Below are 16,890 nucleotides of genomic sequence, written 5' to 3'. Positions count from 1 at the left end.
ACCATCATGAGCGAAGAATACGGCAATGACTTTGTCACCCTCACCGATGAGGACGGCACCGAATACGAATTTGAGATCATTCGGGAACTCGAACTCGACGGAGAACACTACGCGGCACTTCTGCCCGTCTGCAATGATGATGAATGCGACCATGACCATGACGATGAAGACGTCTATATCGTCCGAGTCATCGAAGAAAACGGGGAAGAAATCTTCGAGATCATCGAAGACGACGCAGAATTTGAGCGGGTCTCCGCCGCTTTTGAAGCCGCTTTTGAAGAAGAACCCGAATCCGATGAAGATGAAGACGAGGATAAGGACGCCGACGAATAATTCTAAACTCTGTGCATAATATCAATGCCGAGAATGTCACACAAGAGACATTCCTGCCAAGCGAATTCTAACTAAGCCCTATTCAGCGCATCAAGAATATCTCGCAAGAGATATTCTTGCAAAACAAAATATCCATGTAAAGCGAATTCTTCGAATTCGCTTTCTCCCTGCCATGTATGCGAATTGCGGTTTTTATAACCCTACAACTTCTCGTAATCGGATGCCTTCTCGGCCGGCAGGAATGCAGGCCTCCCGCGCCCCGCGCGCGGAAGTTGGAAGCACAAACCCGGTCGGCGGCATCCCTCCTGTTTAAGAAATTAGGCAGGTTATCAAAAACCCGCATCTACGACATGGCGGGGAGCAGTGTTTTTTCTTGAAAAATTCAACCGAATTTCATGATATCACGTGTGAAAGACCTTTCGCACGCAGGAGGTTTTATGCGCACTCAAATCGATTTTTCCCATGCTTTCGGATTTCCCCACCGGCTGACCGTATGCCTTCCTTCCGATGGCTTTAAGCTGCTCGCCGATGTAAACGACGACCAGATCACGCTCTCGTGGTCCGACGGCGATTTGACGAAGGTGCCGTTCGGCGCGTTCGCGTGGCCGCGCATCGATTGGATCATCAATGTCTCCGCCACCGAAAACGGGGAGCCGATGAAAACAACTGCGTATCAGCGCTATCAAAACCGTTATCCCGCGCTGGAATGCACGCTTTCGGGTAACTCTGCTTCCATACATACCTTCACCGCTCCCTGCCGCGACGCCATGGCAATGCGCATCACAGCCGCGAATACCGGCAACGAACCGGTCGAACTCGACATCAACGCCCTTTCCAAGCATTTTTGCTTCAACCTCCTTTGGATGGAGGAAGACGCCCGTTATAATGCTCTGCTACCTCATATGAACGAGCGTGCCGACCGCGTGTTGGCTTTCTGCATCGGAGGCGACGATATCAAGCCAAAAAAAGTGCGCCAAGCCCGCATGGGCGTGACGCTTGCACCCGGCGAAGAACGTGTTTTATATCTCGTTATCCCGCGCAAAATCACCTTCGATTCGCTCGAGGAGCGGACAAGCCGTGATTGGGACGCCGAGATCGAATGGGGTCTGTCGAAATGGGCGGCAATCTTTGAACAGGCCAGTAAAATTGAGCTGCCCGACAAGATGATCGAGGATGCTTTTTACGCCTGCTTTGCCGACATCTTTGTCATGCGTGAGCGCGCAATCGAAGGTTACATAGGCGGAGTCGCGGGCTCGGATATGTACCGCGCCACCAACACCGTCGAGCCGACCATCGCCTCACAGATACTGGCCTCCTTTGGCTTTTTAAACATCTCAAGCGAGATGGTCGACATTCTGATGTTGTTCCAGGAGCCGAACGGCCGCTGGGACGATGTGCGCGTCTGGGGCCATCACATTTTGTGGACGCAGATGTACCGTATGCACTTTTATATCCGCTATTACGAACTCACAGGCGACAAGAACTCCCTTAAAATCCCGATGGAGCGCATGGCTGCGCATTGCCGGTATATTAAGAACGCTCGGAATAAAACCAAAATCACCGATGAAAACGGCGAAAAGGTACTCTATTACGGCATGCTGCCGCGCAGCATGGGTGACGGCGGCCTGATGGACGGCGATGACTATTTCGGCCATTTCTATATGGCGAGCGTCGCCCACTGCCAAACCCTCAAAGACGTTATTTATGCCGCCAAAGTTTTAAATCAACCTGAAATTGTCGCGGAATTGCAACCCGAACTTGACGACCTCTGGGCTTGCACCTACGAGGCCATGCAGCGCGGCTCGATTGAGGAGGACGGCTACCGCTGGATTCCCGCTGTACCCGGCAAGACCTCGGGCAGTCGGTTCGGTGCAGTGCTTCCGTTTATGGAAGGCGTCGATCTGATAAGTCCGTTCGATCCGCTTGCCGAGGGCACGATGCGCCATTTGACCCGTACCCGCAGCGAAGGCGGCGTTCCGGTCGATCTCGGCTGGATGAAAGGCGGCCTTTGGGTCGCGATGGCGCTCGATCAGATCGCAAGAGGCCATATCGCGCGCGGCGAGATCGACGAAGCCGCTGCCTATCTGCCGATCACTCTCAATCACGGAACGCCGCTGTTCACCTGGTGCGAGGAGCGCATGCCCGAACCCGGCGCGACCAAGATCACGGGTGATATCCAACACACCTTTACCCCTAACGCCTTAATGCAGTTTATCCGTGACGGTCTTGTGACCGAAAAAGGCAATATGCTTCACATCGCCCGCATGCTGCCGCGCGAGTGGATGGCCGACGGGGAACACATTCATATCGAAGACATCCGCACCGATTTCGGGGATGTCAGTTATACCCTCAAACGCAAAGGTTCTACGCTGCTCTTTGACTTCACCCATAAACCCGGCCATATTCCGCTCGAAAGCATTTTCCTACATGTCCGCACCCCGGACAAAGTCACCCCGAAACTCTCCGGCGCAAAGCCCGAGGGCGACGGCTTGTTGATTCCGCTTACGGGAGATGCCCTGCACGCGGAAATATCATTATCATAAGAAAGAGGTGAATAACCATGGCAAAAGCGCATGTCAAATCCGGTATCTGCGGCTTCGAGACCACGATCACCGCAACTGCCAACGACGACGATCTGATCGAACTCAAAGTAGAAAGCAACTGCCCCATGGTGATGTCGGGTGCAAAAGGACTCGAGCCGATGGACCCGCTTATCGAGATGTTTAAAAAATCCTGCGAGACCGAAATCTATCGTGTCATGTCCCCGCATCTTAAACATACCGCCTGCCCGGTCTGCACCGCCATGCTCAAAGCGATGGAAGTCGAAGCCGGTCTCGCACTGCCCAAAGATGTAGAGATCAAAATCGAACGTTAGCAACCATAGGACTATCTGTCGCGGCAAAAACTCCTTATTTTTATCCCGTACAGTCATAAACCGCAACCCGAGGATCGACTTGTTGTTCGTCCTCGGGTTTTATAATGCTCTTGTCAACCGGATTTCATTGTGCTAAAATACAAGTGTTGGATACTGTCCGCAATTAAATGAATCGATGTACCTACAAGAACAGAGGGGGTCAATTATGAAAAGATTTTTTGCATTGCTGGTATCGCTCTTCCTTTTGGGAACTACCCTTGCCCCTTCATTATCGGTATTTGCAGCTGTTGCGCCAGCTGCTGGCGTGACCTTTACGGATGCATTTAAAACATCGATTTATACCTCCGGAGATTTGAAAGGTCTGCCGTCTGAAACCGCGTTTGAGAATGATTTTTTACCCGCAACTGCCAAATGGCTCGCACAAGTGGGCGGCGAACAACCCGCTACATTTTCCAAAGACAAAATCAAATACACGCTTTCCCCCGGTGTCACCAAGATTGATCATATCTCCGAAAAACTCGCAGACGCGGGGCAGCTTTTATCCGGAAGCACCGAACAAAAGCTCTCGCCCGGGCGCATCGTGGAAAAAGGCGGTTATATCTCAAAAGCGGTATTGGACAACGCCGCCGGAAAAGTCCTTAAAAACGGTTCGGTGGTTGTCGATGAGGCGGCCGGCACCGCTTTTAAAATCTCGTCTGAAACCCAATATACAGGCATCTTCGATTCGGACCCGGAGCTGAATAAGTTGGTAAAACCGCTGGAGGGCACGTATTCGGTCACGAAACCCGAACTGCACGAGATAGTCGGCAATTTCGAACTGAAAGAAGATACCGTGCAGCTCAACAAAGCCAACATCACCGGTTTTGCGCCGAATGTGGAGCTCGCCGTAAAACCGCTCTCAACCGTGGATGACAGCGATAAAAAATTCAAGTACTTAACGGGCGATAATTTGATTGAGCTGGATTTTAAAGATGTCCCTGCCGTGCAGGGGAAGGTCGGTAATTCCACTATTTATGTCGGGCTTTCGGGCGGTATTGCCATCGGCGGCATCCAATTGACCGGGCGGTATTCCTGCAACGGCGGCTACGAGATATCCCTGACGCTACAGCAGGAGTGCTATCTCGTCGCCACCTTGGACGCGGAAGTTCACGAGGAAATCCGCGTTCCGATTCTCGGCATTGACATTCCTTTCGGCATCGGCTCTGTATACGGCGGCGTTTTCGCCGTCATCGGAATGGACGGCACAATCCGACTGGATATCGAGGCGCGGGAGACCAGCTCGTGTAAAATGGGCATCAAAGGCGGCACTTTTTTATATGTTCCCACCAGTTTTCAACCGATCTTTGAACCGGAGCCGCCCAAACTCTCCGGCGACTGCGGGTTGAACGGTCAGATCAACGGATTTATCAAATTCGGTCCGATGCTCGGCATAGAGCTGTTCGGCTTTGATTTGGCGGGTGCGGGCGTACTGCTCGGAGCGGGCGTCAATGTGGACTCGGACGGTTCTATGATGGATGTCGAGCTATACGCCAGCATCGACATCTATGTCACACTCGCGGACGAAAACTTTAATCTTTTAACCGCTCGTCCGACGATTTATAAAAAGCAGCAGCCCGACATGCACGGCTATCGGGTGAGTTTTTTAGAGACCTATATCAGTCCTGGACGTGTCGGCGGCCTGATCGAAGAAGAACCGACGCAAACGGGCGGCGCTTATCTATCCTCCGTTGGTTTGGATTATCGTATTTGGATTATACCGAAAAAACTGATCGGTTCCTTTGACGCCGCGAAACGTGAGACGATTTTATCGGCGGCAAAAGCGGACGTGAAAACCCCGCTCACACAGCGGTTACGCACTTATCCCGATACCGGATTTTCCGAGACCAACATCGAGGGCGAATTCTTTGAAGAAAACCCCGACATCTGCTACGAAGGGGATCAAATCTGGCTGGAATTCATCGGGCAGGTAAAAGACAAGAACGGGAACACTGTACCGCAGACCTTTTTTGTCGGGCCGGCAAAACCGATTCTGCCTTTTATAGACATCACCATCACCCAAACAGATCTGTTCAACGACTATATCACCGGCAAAGTGGAACCCGTGCGTACGATCATATGGGACGCAAACCGCTTGAATCCCGATGAGGAACAGACCGAACTGACCTATTATCAAGGCCCGATTTTCGTCTCTCCGTTTAACGATTACGGCATGGAGACCTCCGCCAAACACCGCGCATACACTGTCAGCGGGACAGCCCGCACCGATACCGACGAGAAAGGCGTATTCGACACCCGCAACCCCTATCGGGATAAAGACGGCAATACGCACGCTCCCGGTGTGATTGATGTGCTCGAACAGACGGGCGAGCAATTTCTCTATTACGAAAACGGAGAAGCAAAATACGCCCCGGTTTATCCGCCCGCCTGGATCGGCGTATTTGCATACCTGCAAATCAACTACGCGGTCAGACCCGTCACATTTTACGGTATCACACCGGGAATGCCGGAGTTTCAGATCACCCGCTCGTTGAATGCCGTAAAGGATTCCCAAAAAACGCTGACCGAAGGCGGCAAGGTCGTCAATCAAATGGAATACGATGAATACATCTGGATCGCGAACCTGAACGGAACCCGCGCGGTCACGGCGGATATGCTGTCCTACGCGGTGACCGGATTTTCTTCGCAGGACTACAAGGGTTACGGGCAAAATCCTGTCACAACGGTTCGGCAGGGTCCTCTTACGCTCATTCCTGCGGCCGAGGGGAATCCAGACGGAACGGCGCTTTACGCCCAGCGCGTGACCGTGCAATGGGTGTGGCAGGAACACCCCAACCCGATTAAAATCACCAGCAAAGACCACACGCAGGTCTCTGCCGGGGTCGAGTCATCCTTTCAGGTGACAGCCGACGGATTTTTACCCCGGTTCAGTTTGGAAGGCGCGCCCCGGCGGGTCTGGATCGATGAAAAAACCGGATTGTTATATATCCCTCAAACCCTCAGCCCCGGTGAATATGTCTTTACCATCCACGCAAAAGAGGGTATTGCCCTTTCGGTTTTGAATGGAAAAGACCCCAAAAAGGGCAACGATTCCTCCCCGCCCGACAGCCAAACTTTTACCCTCACGGTCACGGAGAATACGGTGACTTCATCCTCAAAACCGTCCGAATCATCGGTCTCCTCTGCGTCAGTATCTTCTTCCGTGTCCGGGCAGCAAGTTCCCGTGATTTACGCGGACGAATATAACACCTATCTCACCATGGACGGCAGCAAGGATCTGACCGTCGCTTTCAAGGCCACGGGGAGCACGCCCATCACCTGGGAACTGGCTTTATCCGGCGGTAAACCCGCACCGACCGGCGTTTCCATCGACACTTCTACCGGCTTGCTGAAAGCGGTTAAATCCGTCGCCCCCGGCACTTATACCTTTGTCATAAAAGCAGTCAACAGCGCAGGGAGCGACCAGCACGAATGCACCCTTGTCGTAGCGCCGCTCACTGCACCCGTATTGGAAAACAGGCGAGACGGATACAAATTTTCCATGTCCCGCTTCACTGCCGACTATACAGTGCAGCTCAAAGCCACAGGCAGTGCACCAATCGTGTGGTCGCTGGAGGCGGTGAACGCCCGCATCCCCGTCCCGGCTGAGGTCACAATCGGCGCCTCCACGGGTATACTGCATGTCAAAGGCGGAACCGCGGACGGCATTAAAACGGGTTCCTACGAATTCATCGTCAAGGCGAGCAACGCCGCAGGTTCGGATCAGCGAACCTGCACACTGGAAGTGACAACGCCCCTTCTCTCCCGCAAGACCGGCTTTTCCAGCTCCGGATACACCGATACGGCCTCCGCCGTTGTGCCGATTGCCAAAATCAATCCGGGCAATCAACCGGTTCAGACCGTTGTGCCGGACTTGTTCGCCGGTCAAACACCACCCAACAACTTGACTATCCGATGTGATGATCCCAAAGACGTCTATACCCATGACCGGGAAACTTGCGACGGCGCATATTTCATCCACTGGGACACATCCATCACGATCACGCTTGCGACGATGATGAATACTTCCTACCTGACGGGAACAAACCTTTCCGGTCAAAATAGGATTTATATGAGCAAAACGGTCATTATGAGCGACAACACGCCCGTCTGCGACCGGTATCATTATTACGACCCATCCGCCCCGACACTGCCGCTTTCAACCGAGGAACTGGAGAAACTCAAGGCAAATCTGCAAAACGTCGTCAGCGAAGAAATGGCGGCATATAAAAACGGATACAACACCGTCCGGCAAATCGGTGCAAACGATATCGGCCTTGTCAATCCCATCGACCGGCAGACATCGGTACTGGACTACGGAGCGCTTGTCGCCGAAATCAACGGCAAAAAGGGCGGCGCGTACTCGGTTGAATTGACTACTGAAACCGGCACCGTCGTTTCGGGCGCATATTTTACCGTATTGAAAGGCAATTCCGGAGCGTCTATCACCTTCCGGCAGGAAGGCGCAGACATCACCTTTGCAGGAAAAGAGATTAAAACAGCCGACGAACAAGAGTTAATAAACATCGGATTCACTCACGCGGTACACGAAAAAACCATGCTGGATCAAATCGGTTCGGATTACAAGAGCTTCACTTACGGATTCCAACACCACGGTGCGCTTCCCGGTACCGCGACCTTCTCCGTTTCAACAACACTTTCTGCGGGCGAAACGGTCAATGTCTACAAATTCGATGCGTCTTCCGGCACATTCACTCTGATTGCAAAAGGACTCACAGTCGGCGAAAAAGGCATTGTCACATATCAAAACAACACCATGTCCGAATATGTGATCACGACAAAGACGATTCCAAACGCCGAACTGATGGCTGCATCAGCTTTCGGGGCGTCCGATTCTTCTCTCAAGGCAATTTTATGGATTGCTTGTGCATGTCTTTCAGTTCTTATCATTACAATCGCCCTTTGGGTTTTTCTTCGCAAAAGAAAAAAACATGCGTATGATTCCGTTTAAAAGTGACATATGGAGTTATTTATGACAATCATCAATATCAAAAACCGCCTGCACGAACCGGCAATCCGTTCCGTCTTCACCTTGAGCATGTATCTGCCGACGCCGGAAAAACTTGCTTTACGTGCTGCCGCTTATCAAGCAGATCCCGACGTCTCCGTTTTCGCCTGTTTCGATAAAGAAAAACCTCTTGGCACTATCGTTTTAACAAATCATGGTGCACAATCTTTCGAAATCATGAGCATCGCCGTCATACCGAATTGCCGAAATCAAGGAATCGGTTCGAAGTTGATCACTTATGCGGCCCAATCTCTTCACTGCGCTCAAATCACCGCCGAAACAGACAACGACGCTATCGGTTTTTATCGCAGATGCGGTTTTGTAATCACTTCCCTCGGTGAAAAATACCCCAAATGTATCCGGTATCTTTGTAAACTAAATTATCGGAAGAGTGATGAAACTCTATAAAATTTGATATTTCTTATTAAATTATCGAAATGCAAATTGTAATGAATTACAAAAACAGAAGACCGCCCGGGTTGATCCCGAACGGTTTTCTTACGGATACAAATCGTTAAACTTTCTGTCTGATACGCTCTCTGATCAGCGCAGCATAATCCTTCATCTCCTGCGATTTTTCGATGCGCCCGGTATTGGTCATATGTAAGCGGCGATTCATTGTGACCGTCTCTATCGGTTTCACCCGAAATCTCTCCCGAACAGCCTGCGTAAATTTAATCGCTTCTCCTGTTTTTAACGTTTCATCAAACGGAGTCTCTTTCGCGACTTTGCGACGCAGCAATGCACAGCCGATATATTGTCCGGAAAAAGGCTCTGTCCTCGGACGAAGTTTTTCTTTTTCCTCCGGCAGCAGTTCCTCGGAAATAAATTCGGTAATTTTACCGAATACTACATCGGTTTTGCAATCAAACCCGGCCATGAGAGCAGCCAGTGCGCCATCGCTTAAGACATCGTCGCTGTCCAAAAACAGAACGTACTCACCGCTTGCCGCTTCAAATCCGGCATTGCGTGCTGCAGCGGTTCGTTTTCTCTGCTGTCGCAGTACCTTAGCCCCCAACTCTTCCGCAATCTGCGGCCCGCCGTCAGTTGAGCCGTCATCGGCCACGATGATCTCCGTCGGAACGCCTTGCCGTTTAACGCTTCCGATGGCTTCGGTGATATATTTTTCGCAGTTGTAAAGCGGTATAATAACGGATATCTTATTTTTCATTCAGATTTCTCCTGATGTTCCTGACGATTCTTAATAACAGCTCCCGATCTTCTATCGCATTACGGGTATATATCGTGTTGTTATTGTGAAACCGGCGTCGGTATAGTTTCAGGGGCAAGACCGAATACTTTAAATTGAGAAGATGAAACTTTGACATGTAAGCGGTATCCTCACCGATACGTAAAGTTTCATCAAATTCTCCGCAGCGTTCAACGGCTTCTTTTCTGAATAAAGCACTCGGAAAATAGAGCGTCACGTTCTCGGACTCCGCCGCAACACATTCATTTACTTCCCGAACTTCCGGATCAATCCAGATTTCGACCGCGCTGAAAACCGCTTGTAGGTCCGGATCTTTTTTAAATTCAGCGATCTGCACCGCCAGTTTTTCGGGCATGCATATATCATCGGAGTCGACAAATGAAATGAAATCGCCCGCTGCCTGCTCCAGCAGAAAGTTTCGCGTTGCAGAAATACCCCTGTGCTCGAGTTTAAAATAGCGCACAGGGTATGAACGGGTAATCTCTTCGGTATCGTCGGTTGAACCGTCATCAGCGACAATGACTTCAAAATCACGGTAAGTTTGGGCAAATACCGAATCAAGACAATTCCCCAAAAAACGCCCGTAATTGTAAGAAGGAATTAAAACAGAAATTTTCGGCATGCTTCCACCTCAGTTGAATTTCTATTTCTTTGTTTTCATTTGATCTTCAGAATCGCATCCATTACAGCGTGTCCTTTTTTTCGGGCCAGCCGATGTCCTCGTCTACGTCGTGAACCGGATCTGCGGTCAGCAGATCAGCCATATCTTCAAACTGCGTAATCTCGAGCTTAAATCCGTCGGTAACGGCTGTTTGCGGAATATGTACTTCTCCCTTACCGTCATCTTCCAAAATGATCCGATATTCTTTGAGCCGATCGAAAAACGCACATATTTGCTCGCCGATATCGGCAGGCCCCCCGAGTTCTTTCAGAACCGTTTCGGCGCTTTCAAGCGTGCCGCCTTTTAAAACTTCGTCAAGCAAAACGGAGCCTAACCTGTTGACGGCATAATAGTACCCCTGCATTGTGTCGATGATAACGGCCTGTTCGTCCGCAAGGTCAAAAAACATTTCCGTCCGATTCAGTTTAAAGTTCATTTGTTTTTCTCCTCTTTCAGTTTTTTAATTAACTGCGCGAGTACCGCGCTGTTGGCCTCAAGATTGCGCGTCAGCGTGATCTGATAAGTCGGAATTCCTTTGATTGCCCCCATAACCGCTGCGATGAATTCATTTTTATCCGGATCAGGCATCTGCGCGGCGGTGGAGACAGCCAGATGCGCCGTCGGTATTTGCGCAGAAACAGATTTGATTGCCGGTTGATTTGATTCGCTGATCTGCGGAAAGACGATTGCGCCGACCGTAAATCCCGTTGAAAAACTGTTCTTAAAATCCGACAGATCCAAAAGGGTCTTATCGTCTCTTGATGAGTCCTTTGCGCAGGCATATGGCTTCAGTGTCGGCATCATTTGCAGAGATACGGGCGTCAGATATCCGCTGGTATACAGCATCTCGGCGCGGTGGCTGTTCCGGGATAAAATGATGTAGTCGTCACCGAGATAATCCAGCCCGTAAATCAGCGAGGAGAGCGCCAGCGTTGATTTTCCGCGCCCGCCGCACGACGAGAGCATTACGCCTGTATCTCCCAGCCCTACCGCGGCGCTGTGGAGCAGTAATTTACCGCTTACGCGCATAATATAGTGCAGTAAAATCCGAAGCGGATGGCATTGAAATTCGAACGGTACGGGTTTGTCCGCATCAAAGCAAACATATCCTTCTTTTGCCGCAAAATCCACCTCAAAAACGGTGTCGAAGCCAAATGTACCGAATATGCGTTCATCATCCCTGTGAAATAAATAACTGTTTTCTTCCCTGTTGCGGACTGCCTTGGGAAATTGATCCCGATAAATATATAAATCCCAGTCCGAGCCGACCGCCGGAAAATTCAGCGATATTTTTGTTGTTTCCGCGAGTAACTGATCCGAGAAATGCAGATGCAGCCCAACGCCGCCAACGGTTATTGACCGCTCAGCGGGCTCGGTTCCATACCGCGCGCAGCACTGACTAAACCGCTCCGAGACGGCGCTCATCCTACTGCCTCACGGTGCCTGCGAAGCCGCGCGAAGAAGCTTTTTATAAGGCCTTCTCCGCCCGTGCAGTTCTTTAAAAATGCGGGGAACGTAAACAGCCGATATAAAAACAGCCGCTTGCCGCACAGATAACAGTGCTCATCCCATTTTGCCCTCAACGAGGCGGTTATGTAGCGCATGCCTTTTTTTTGATAGCCGGTCTGATAAACCGGATAACTGCATGCGAGTTTTGCAAGCCGCTCCAGAATCACGTGATCATCTTTCTCTTTCATGCCCGAAATCAATTTCCCGTAATCGCATAAATCCGGCAAAACGCCGCTCAGAATTGCAAACGAGGATCCCACCTGCGCGCCCACGCCGAGCTCCCTGGCATAAACGACCAACTTTTCGGGATCTGCTTCAGGCAACAAATTGACCATATCGGCGACCCACTTAAACGGGATCGGCTGCTGCGCAAAATCCAGCGCCGCATTGGCCATCAATTGAATGATCAAATCTTCCCGGCAGGGTACGAATACGGTTTGCCCGTAAAAATCGGCGGGGAGCGCTCGCTTCCAGACCGCATCGTCCCCTGAAATCAGTAATTCCCGCATAAATATTTTGTGGATGTCGGCTAAATTGCCGTTTTTCCCGCGCAAATCGACTGAATGACGCGCCGCCAACCCGGTATACCCGTTTTCGCGTGCAATTTCGAGAGCCCGCTTAAAATCCGGTTTTTTTACCGAAAAATCTGCGTCCCACATGTGTCGAATCCGGTTTTGACCGTAACAGCATTTGATTGCCGCCCCTTTGCATAATAGCACGTCAATGCCCTCTGCACGGATATAGCCGATGAGTTTCGCGGTCTCGCTCATCACCGCCGCGTTTTTGGCTGCATGATAAGCCAGCACGCCCCTGAGTCTGGGCAGAAATTTCGGCGGCACGCCGGCATATTCGTTTCTCGCTGCGGCCTGCGCAAGCAGCAAGCTCTCTTCGGAACTTAGTTCATTGAAGTGCAGCCCCAAAAAGACCTTTTTCACTTCAGCCGCGTCACAGGGAACAGCGGCGTAGAGCCGTGCGATAATGATCTGAATCTGCGAAAGGCCGCAGCGTTCGGTAAATGTTCTTTTCATACACAGAGTTCAAAGATGGCCTGCGCAAACATCTTCGCGCTTTTGATCAGCTCGTCGATGATGGCGTATTCATTCGGCCCGTGGATGTGGTAATCCGCGCCGGGCATCTCGCAGCCGAACGCCACCCCGCCCTCGATATCGTGGACATAGGTCCCGCCGCCGATGGCAAGGCATTCGCCCTTCTTTCCGGTGTGCTGTTCATAAACTCTTATAAGAGTCTTGACCAGTTCGCTGTCCGCGGGTGTGTGGTGCGCGGCTTTCATCTGAAGCGTGTCAACCGTGAATCCGAGCGCCGCAAGTTTTTTAGCCACAGGTTTCGAGACCGTCTCTTCTGTTGCGCAAATGGGAACGCGGCTGTCAAAGCGCGCGGTAAATCCGTTCTCCCCGAGGTCGAGCACCCCGAAATTCAAGGTCAGCGCGCCCGAGATGTCGTCTTTTTGTTCAATTCCGAGTGCTTTCCCGGAGGTATCTCCGTGCGGGAACAGCGCGTTGAACGCTTTGATCGCGCGGGTACTGCGGCAATCGGCAAGCGGCAGCGAAGCCAGCATCTTAATTAACGCGGTTTGGGCGTTATTGCCTCGTTCGGGCATCGATGCGTGCGCGCCTTCTCCTGTTACGGTGACCCTGTATACTTCAGACGACTCCCGTCTAATGTCAAAAACCGCTCCTGTCGCTTTCCCGGTTTTTTCGCAGGCGATGGTCAAAAGCTCAATCAGGATTTCCCCCTGAACCGGGATTAAAATCTGCGCCCATGCCGTTTTGGGTACGATATTATTGGTCTTGCCCCCGGCCAGTTTTAAAACACGCATCCCTGCGATGCACGCTTCACAAGCACAGCATACGTCCGATTCCCATTCCGCTGAGAATTTCGGCCCGTATGCGCCCTTTTCGATGTTGATGACCGGATATTCGGCGTCGGGAGAAAACGACATCGGCGCATTCTTATGCGTCGCATAAAAGTGTTTGATATCCTCGCTTCCCGTCTCCTCGGAACTTCCGAGCACCAGACGGCAGTTGCCGGAGAGTTCCGGACAGAATTTTTTGACCGCAGCAGCCGCATAGATCGCCGCGACCGCGGGCCCTTTATCGTCGGACGAACCGCGCCCGAAAATTTTCCCGTCTTTGATCACGCCCTTGAACGGATCGGTGTCCCAGCCGTCCCCGGCTTCCACAATGTCCAGGTGCGCCAAAATATCGAGTTTCACCGGCTTTTCGTTCAGCTTTGCGGACAGCGCGTAATTCTCATGGTTTTCCGCCGCAAGACCCATTCTGCGGCAGATTTCCTCCGTTTTGGCAAGCGCGGCAGCGGGCGCATCTCCGAACGGCTTTCCGGGCAATGCTTCGCCCCGAACGCTGTTATAAGCAATCAACTCGCAGAGATCCGCAATCATATTATTACGGTTTTCATCCAAAAACGCATAGATCTTTTGGTATGCCTGTTCCATCATAGAGCCCTTTCAAATTTCCTGACTTTAATTTTACCGTTTTTTAGCCGGGTTGTCTAATCACGCGGGGCCGTACCCGATTTTAACCGCAAGTAATAATAGACCTACACAGGCGGCAACCGTTGCAAGCGTCAGTTTCCATCCCCAACGGAGCCATTTTCCGTAGGACATATTCACAAGCCCCAATACAATTAAAAGCGCGGCATTGGTCGGGAAAAACATATTCGTAAAGCCGTCAGCAAAACAGTAGCCCTGCACAAGCGATTGCCGGGTCAGCCCGAGCAAAGACGCAAACGGCATGACCAGCGGCATGACGATAAAAGCCTTGGCCGATGCGCTGCTGATGAAAAACTCAAGCACAAGCACAAAGCCGAATACGATCAAAATCGCCTGATATTTTCCCACGCCGCTCATCAATTCATAAGCCCCGTGCAAAATCGTATCCATGACCCCGCCCGCGAGCACGATCTGTTTTGCGCTCATCGCCATTATAATCAACAGCGCGCCCGGCGCCATTGCGAGCATCCCTTTTCCGAAGTCGCGCAAAAGCTCCTTCTTTGTATATTTCGATACCTTTCCGGCTAAAAGCCCGCCCGCGGTCAGCAATACCACCATCATGGGCATCGTATAATCGGTCAGCGCGCCGTTTCCGCCGTAGAGCAAAACTAACGAAACCGAAATGTATAAGAAGATCAACCCAAACGCCCCGAGGAAGACAAACGACGCCTTTTTCAGAGCATCATTGTTTAGCGTTCCGTCCTGCGCGTCATAACGGTATTTTTCCCGCATGACCTTATCCGATTCCCAGCACAGGGACTTCTGCGGATTTTTCTCGATCTTTTTGGCATATAAAAATAAAAAGGTAAAGAGAATGCCATAGAAAATCAAAAACGAACCGACCCGGAACAACAGCCCCGAAAAGACCGGAAGACCTGCGAGTTTTTGCGCCACCAGAATGCTGAACGGGTTAAAAGTTCCGACCGAAAAGCCGTACCCGACCGCCAGAATGCTCATCCCGAGCCCGATGAGCGAATCCCACCCGAGCGTCAGCGCAAGCGCGACCGCAAGCGGAACAAGCGGCGCAAATTCCTCGAAGATTCCCATCGTCGAACCGATCGCCATGCAGATAAGCGTCATCACGGCCAACAGCGCGTATTTATGCCTGCCCATCTTCGCCGTAACCGAAGTCAGCATATACCGCATTACGCCGCTCTTGTCCAGCACCAAAAACGTGCCGCCGATGAAGATCAGGAACAGGATGATCATGATCGCGATTTTGCCGTCGCTTCCGGCGAGCACTTCAAACGGCGCCATGAACCACTGCCAGACCGGCAGCTTTGCGCCTTCCGTGACCGTGTAAGACTCCGGCACGATCTCCTCGTAGCCGTTCACGATCACCCGCTCATAACTGCTCTGAGGCAGCGCAAGAGTCAATACGCCGGCGCAGATCATCACCGCCAGCAATATGCATACCGTGCTGATAAAAGTGCGTTTTCCGATTCTAATCCCGCTTTGTTCCGACTGTTCCATCCGCATCCCGCTTTTCTGAAATATGATAGGTATGGAGCTGTTCTCCGAAAACCGACCACTTCACGCATTCCAACAAGTTGTCCGGTTCGAAATAGTAAAACTGCCCCTTGTCATAGATCTCGAAATCGCATTCTGCCCCATACAAAAGGGCGTTCAATTTATCCAGCGAAACTTCCAGTTTGAAGTCCCGGCCGTCTCTTGTGCCCTCGTAGACAAGCCCGCTTTTGTCAAGCGTTGCGATCCCTTCTCCGACTTCGGAAAATGGTTCGCGTTTAAACCGCGGCTGCCGCAAAACCACATGTCCGCACATTTTTACTTCAGGGTCGCGGCAGATGCGTGAAAATTCATGTTTGCGCTGAAAATCATACCAGTCCGCGATCGAGGCCGGAATCACACACTCTTTGGCTTCAGCGGTGAGATCATAAAAAGAATTTAACCTTGCGGCGTTTCCGCATTTTTCACAGAAAATCCGATCGCCCGCCGTCTTCATTAGAAATTCCGCTCCGCATTTCGGGCACAAATATATAATTCTATGCAGGCCTTCGGCAATGGTAGGGTGCTGATATTCCGTTCTGCGTATTTTTTGTGTTTCGCATTCATCATAGGCAAGCGCTTTTTCGAGCCGTACGAGTGCGGTCTGCTCATCGATTTGTTCCAGTTCTCCCGCCTTAAACAAGGGCTCGGCTTTGACGTATACCGTTCCTTTACGCATCTCATGCGACCATTTCGGGCGGATAAAATAACTGCCTTCAATGTGGACGTTCACAACCGGGACGCCGAGTTTTTTCATCAGTTTGTAAATTGAAGCGTGAAAGGTCTCGATTTTTCCGTCCGGGGACAGCCTTCCCTCGGGAAAGACCCCGACGCATCCGTTTTTTTTGATCACGGTCATCGCGGCGCGCACGGTCTGGGGGTCGGGTGAGAATAAATCTTTCGGAATCGCACCGAGGCCCGAGAGCAGAGGCGCAAGCACCCGGTAGCAGTAATAATAACGGGTCATAATGATGTTGACCCGGTGCGGGCGCAGTGCCCGCGCCAACAAAACCCAGTCGAAAAAGCTTGGGTGATTGCAGACGGCGATAAAAGGCGGTTTCAAACTCCTGATGGCCGCATTGTCACAGACGATTTTGGCTTTTCGGGCATAATACGCGGTCGCCCCGGCTGAGAGTACCGCATAAAGCAGCCGGTACGGCAGATGCGTTTTCAGGGTCTTGCTGTTATCCTTTCTCAATCC

The 16,890-nt window shown here is 51.4% G+C and carries 13 protein-coding genes and 1 other RNA gene; 6 read left to right on the top strand and 8 right to left on the bottom strand.

What is annotated here, in order from left to right:
- Positions 1–6 precede the first annotated feature (6 nt).
- The 6 genes from PKH29_02870 to PKH29_02845 all read left to right on the top strand — a co-directional run bounded on the left by PKH29_02870 (position 7) and on the right by PKH29_02845 (position 8,681).
- Positions 7–333, top strand: a complete 327-nt coding sequence (locus tag PKH29_02870; GenBank protein HNX13778.1) for a DUF1292 domain-containing protein — start codon at positions 7–9, stop codon at positions 331–333.
- Positions 334–494: 161 nt separating this feature from the next.
- Positions 495–697, top strand: a non-coding RNA gene (gene ssrS / locus PKH29_02865) — 6S RNA.
- 73 nt (positions 698–770) lie between these two features.
- On the top strand, positions 771–2,876 hold the full coding sequence (locus tag PKH29_02860; protein HNX13777.1) for a hypothetical protein: 2,106 nt from the start codon (positions 771–773) through the stop codon (positions 2,874–2,876).
- A gap of 17 nt (positions 2,877–2,893) precedes the next feature.
- Positions 2,894–3,208 (top strand): hypothetical protein, encoded by a 315-nt coding sequence (locus PKH29_02855; protein HNX13776.1) that lies wholly within the window; start codon positions 2,894–2,896, stop codon positions 3,206–3,208.
- 205 nt (positions 3,209–3,413) lie between these two features.
- A complete protein-coding gene (locus PKH29_02850; GenBank protein ID HNX13775.1) occupies positions 3,414–8,216 on the top strand; it encodes an Ig domain-containing protein in 4,803 nt (1,600 codons plus the stop codon).
- A 21-nt stretch (positions 8,217–8,237) separates the two neighbouring features.
- Positions 8,238–8,681, top strand: coding sequence for a GNAT family N-acetyltransferase (locus PKH29_02845; GenBank protein ID HNX13774.1), 444 nt, complete (start codon positions 8,238–8,240; stop codon positions 8,679–8,681).
- Between the two features lie 106 nt (positions 8,682–8,787).
- Here PKH29_02845 and PKH29_02840 read toward each other — a convergent pair whose 3' ends face one another.
- From PKH29_02840 to PKH29_02805, 8 genes are all read right to left on the bottom strand, one after another.
- Positions 8,788–9,444, bottom strand: a complete 657-nt coding sequence (locus PKH29_02840) for a glycosyltransferase family 2 protein (GenBank protein HNX13773.1) — start codon at positions 9,442–9,444, stop codon at positions 8,788–8,790.
- Entirely contained in the window at positions 9,434–10,105 is a 672-nt protein-coding gene (locus PKH29_02835) for a glycosyltransferase family A protein (GenBank protein ID HNX13772.1), read from the bottom strand. The genes PKH29_02840 and PKH29_02835 overlap by 11 nt, the downstream gene beginning before the upstream one ends.
- Positions 10,106–10,166: 61 nt before the next feature.
- Complete coding sequence (locus tag PKH29_02830; protein ID HNX13771.1) at positions 10,167–10,580, bottom strand: hypothetical protein; 414 nt, start codon at positions 10,578–10,580, stop codon at positions 10,167–10,169.
- Positions 10,577–11,569 carry a hypothetical protein gene (locus PKH29_02825; GenBank protein HNX13770.1) on the bottom strand — a complete coding sequence of 331 codons (993 nt, stop codon included), beginning with the start codon at positions 11,567–11,569 and terminating at the stop codon, positions 10,577–10,579. Before PKH29_02825 ends, PKH29_02830 begins: the two co-directional genes overlap by 4 nt.
- Complete coding sequence (locus tag PKH29_02820; protein HNX13769.1) at positions 11,566–12,681, bottom strand: nucleotidyltransferase family protein; 1,116 nt, start codon at positions 12,679–12,681, stop codon at positions 11,566–11,568. Before PKH29_02820 ends, PKH29_02825 begins: the two co-directional genes overlap by 4 nt.
- Positions 12,678–14,129 (bottom strand): Sapep family Mn(2+)-dependent dipeptidase, encoded by a 1,452-nt coding sequence (locus PKH29_02815; GenBank protein ID HNX13768.1) that lies wholly within the window; start codon positions 14,127–14,129, stop codon positions 12,678–12,680. Before PKH29_02815 ends, PKH29_02820 begins: the two co-directional genes overlap by 4 nt.
- 57 nt (positions 14,130–14,186) lie before the next feature.
- Positions 14,187–15,656 (bottom strand): AbgT family transporter, encoded by a 1,470-nt coding sequence (locus tag PKH29_02810; GenBank protein ID HNX13767.1) that lies wholly within the window; start codon positions 15,654–15,656, stop codon positions 14,187–14,189.
- The gene (locus PKH29_02805) at positions 15,628–16,887 is read right to left on the bottom strand and encodes a lysophospholipid acyltransferase family protein (protein ID HNX13766.1); all 1,260 of its coding nucleotides are present in this window, start codon (positions 16,885–16,887) and stop codon (positions 15,628–15,630) included. The genes PKH29_02810 and PKH29_02805 overlap by 29 nt, the downstream gene beginning before the upstream one ends.
- Positions 16,888–16,890 lie beyond the last annotated feature (3 nt).

The organism is Oscillospiraceae bacterium (assembly GCA_035353335.1).
Lineage (GTDB): Bacteria > Bacillota > Clostridia > Oscillospirales > JAKOTC01 > DAOPZJ01.
The sequence above is the reverse complement of the archived record's forward strand: the minus strand, read 5'-3'. Positions and strand labels throughout refer to the sequence as shown.